Below are 3,078 nucleotides of genomic sequence, written 5' to 3'. Positions count from 1 at the left end.
ATATTGGGATTTGGAACATTAGATATTGTTTAGGATTTAGGGTTTTGGATTTGATTCCTTGAATAAGGCACCGATATGAAAGTGGAGGTTTCTTTAAGACGAGCAAACCGCTTGATTAATCACGGACCAGTGGTTCTGGTGACTTCAAAATATAAAGATAAAGCTAACATTATTACCTTAGCTTGGATAACACCAGTATCCCATAATCCACCTTTAGTTGCTATCTGTATTCATAGAGGTCATTTCTCCCACGAGTTGATTGAAAAATCCAAGGAGTTTGTGATTAATGTTCCCGGAGAGGAATTGTTGGATAAGGTTCAGGGTTGCGGGATAGTTTCCGGAATGGAGGTAGATAAGTTTAAGAAGTTTAAACTCACAGCCATTAAGGCTAAGGAAGTTAATTCTCCTTTAATTGCCGAGTGTTTTGCCCATTTAGAATGCAAATTAGTTAAGATTTATCCTGGAGGTGACCACTCCATATTTTTAGGTGAAATAATTTATGCCCAGGCAGATGAGGGGATATTTACTGAGGTTTTAGATATTGAGAAGGTAAAAACCATCCATCACTTAGGGGCAAATTTTTATACCAAGCCTGAACGAATGATTAAAATTTAGGGGAAGGTATATCTTCCTAAGGGAGGGTCATAAAATTGGGGGTTGTTCTTAACATAGGAAAGTAAATTTGTATAGCGTAAAGACCCGAATTCTGTTCCGATAAATACTTCTGAGGGTAGATAGGCAAGGATAAGGGGGTATTTCCCATAATCTTGGCTTTCGGGAGGAATTCCGGTGGCTGAGGAAACTCTTTCCGACTTTACCCGATAGAGATAAAATCTTTCCAATTTCAATCCTTGAGTAGAGACAAAATTGGCATTCCCTAAGCTTAAGACCACTATTTTATCAAAGGTAATTTGTCCGGCATGCTTACTGGTAAATGTCTGATATTCATCCCAGGACAGAGAGCGTAAATCTTCTCCCTGCAAGTCTGGTCCGTTATTTACGATATAAAATCTTTCCTTGTTTGCTTTTTCGCGTAAAAAATTAAAATGACCCTGGTTTTCTCTATCATAATCTAAGATTCTCCAGACGGAATCTTTATAAACATCATCGGCAACCGGGGTTCTTTTAGTAATTAAATAAATGATGAGATTAGGATTTTGCTGGAGGAGATATTGAATAAATCCTAAAAGATAAATAAATTCTCCATGATTATCCGCAAGAATAACCAGTTTTGTTTTTTCTTTTTGATTGTTCAAGACCTCTTTAAATAATTTATTAAAGCTACTTATAGCAAAGCGAAATTCCCTTAAACTTTCAGTCTCAGGGATTTCTCCAGTATCCTGAAACTTTTCTCTAATCTCCTGTATACTCAGGTCATAAGCGCCAGCGGTAGCCAGTTTTTTCAAGAGATAATAGAGAATCGCTCTCTGTAATCTAAGGGGATTAGAATTCCCAATATTCTCCTTAATCTCAGCTATTTTCTTTAAGACTTTCCCCCAATCTTCATAGGCAATTCTACTTTTTTCCTTATTATCCGAAAGATGGGGGTCAAAAATAGTTTCTCCGGGTTTATACAAATCTTCTACTTTTTTAAGATAGGCACTTATCATCCTTCTTACCAAATATTCTGCTTCGGTAATGGTTAAAGTAAAATGGAAGGGATAAAGGGAACGGGTTGTGGGTTCGTAGTCAGCATAGTAGCGATAATTAAAAGCACTCCAGACAAGTCTCCTTACAATGGGATAATTCTCTTCTACAAACCTCTTTAGGTCTTCCTTAATCAATTCTTTTATTTGTTCTTCGGAGAGCCCTTGTATCTGGGTAATATATTTTGTTCCTCTTAAAAATCTGTTTCCATATCCCTCAAGTTCAAAATGGATGAGATCATTAAGAAGATAATCATTTACAATTTTTTTATAATTATCTTTTTGCGGGGTTCTGTCCTCAAAATAAATTGTAGAGATTCTTTTTAAATCGGGAAGATAATCCGAAGGAATGATTTTCTCTCTATCTACCCCTGGTGGGGGATTGCGAAAACGGTGTAAAAAAAGAGCAGTCTTTAGCAAAGCATCCTGGCGTGCTTCCCAGGGTTCTATGCTTAAAAGTTGAGGCTGAATACTTCTCTGGATAAACTCTTCAAGATATAAATTGATTAGAGAAGACTCTATGGCAGAGTAGGCTTCTTTCCCTTCTCTCTCCTCAAAGGTTTTCCTTAATTTTTCAAATGGTTCAGGAGAATTGGGGATTTTTTCAAGTCTATCAATCAGGGGGAAATACGATGTAAGGAGATGATAATTTTTCTCTATCCATTTTTTAATATCTAAGTTTCTCATCCCAAGTCCTTCAATATTTCTTAAAACCGCTAAGATTAGTCCTATCCCCCAGGTATCAGAACTGAGTTCGGTTTCTTCAGCATACTCTATGGCAAAAGCTCCGATTCTTTCAATTTTTATTTTTACATTATTTACAAGTTCTACTGTGACCGCTTCAGCCAGATAGGGCTCTACGATGAATTCCGGTGAAATTTTCCGGACCCTCCGCAATGGAAGAAGAAAATCGGGGAAGACAAGGTTATGGAGGGCCATTTCTCCTATACAGATGAGGGAAAGTAACCTTTTCTGAACAATCCCTTTTCTCATTTTTTATCTCCATTATAAATATAACATAGATTTTCTTTTCGTCAAGATAAAGAAATTAGAATTGCGGTAGAAGCAATCTCGCTTGAATTTCCAAAATGCCAGTTTTCGGTAATTTAAAATATTTTGTGGAAATTTAACTTGAAAAAAATAAAAAGAGGGTGTAACCTCCATCTAGCCCATTCCACTAAGTGGTGGAAGTAAAGGGCTAAAATGAATTAACCCTTTAAAAGAAAGGAGGTCACACCCATGGAAAGAGTCAGAGAACTAAAGCCTAATGAGATTTTACAAGAATGGTGGCAAGAAGTAAAGGAAAAATTTTGGGAAGAAGAAGTTACTCCAAAACTTAGAGAATTTTTAAAAATGCTTATGGAAGAGACGATGAAGGAAGAATTAGAAGTATATACATTGGCGGAATGGTATGAAAGGACAAGTAAGAGGA

3 protein-coding genes are annotated in these 3,078 nt (G+C 36.5%); 2 read left to right on the top strand and 1 reads right to left on the bottom strand.

Annotation, left to right across the window (positions count from 1 at the left end):
- Positions 1 to 75 precede the first annotated feature (75 nt).
- The gene (locus NC818_07680) at positions 76 to 615 is read left to right on the top strand and encodes a flavin reductase family protein (protein MCM8784621.1); all 540 of its coding nucleotides are present in this window, start codon (positions 76 to 78) and stop codon (positions 613 to 615) included.
- Here the strand turns inward: NC818_07680 and NC818_07675 are convergent.
- Entirely contained in the window at positions 612 to 2,639 is a 2,028-nt protein-coding gene (locus NC818_07675) for a hypothetical protein (protein MCM8784620.1), read from the bottom strand. The genes NC818_07680 and NC818_07675 overlap by 4 nt on opposite strands.
- A gap of 246 nt (positions 2,640 to 2,885) precedes the next feature.
- Here NC818_07675 and NC818_07670 point away from each other — a divergent pair.
- The coding region (locus tag NC818_07670; protein MCM8784619.1) for a hypothetical protein at positions 2,886 to 3,078 on the top strand (193 nt) is incomplete at its 3' end.

The organism is Candidatus Omnitrophota bacterium (genome assembly GCA_023819145.1).
Taxonomy (GTDB): Bacteria; Omnitrophota; Gorgyraeia; order DTHP01; family DTHP01; genus JBFWKV01.
Note: the sequence above shows the minus strand (reverse complement) of the source record. Positions and strands in the feature narration are given on the sequence as shown.

Coding starts and splice junctions, on each gene's coding strand:
- NC818_07680 (MCM8784621.1), top strand. CDS start 76: ATGAAAGTGGAGGTTTCTTTAAGACGAGCAAACCGCTTGATTAATCAC.
- NC818_07675 (MCM8784620.1), bottom strand. CDS start 2,639: ATGAGAAAAGGGATTGTTCAGAAAAGGTTACTTTCCCTCATCTGTATA.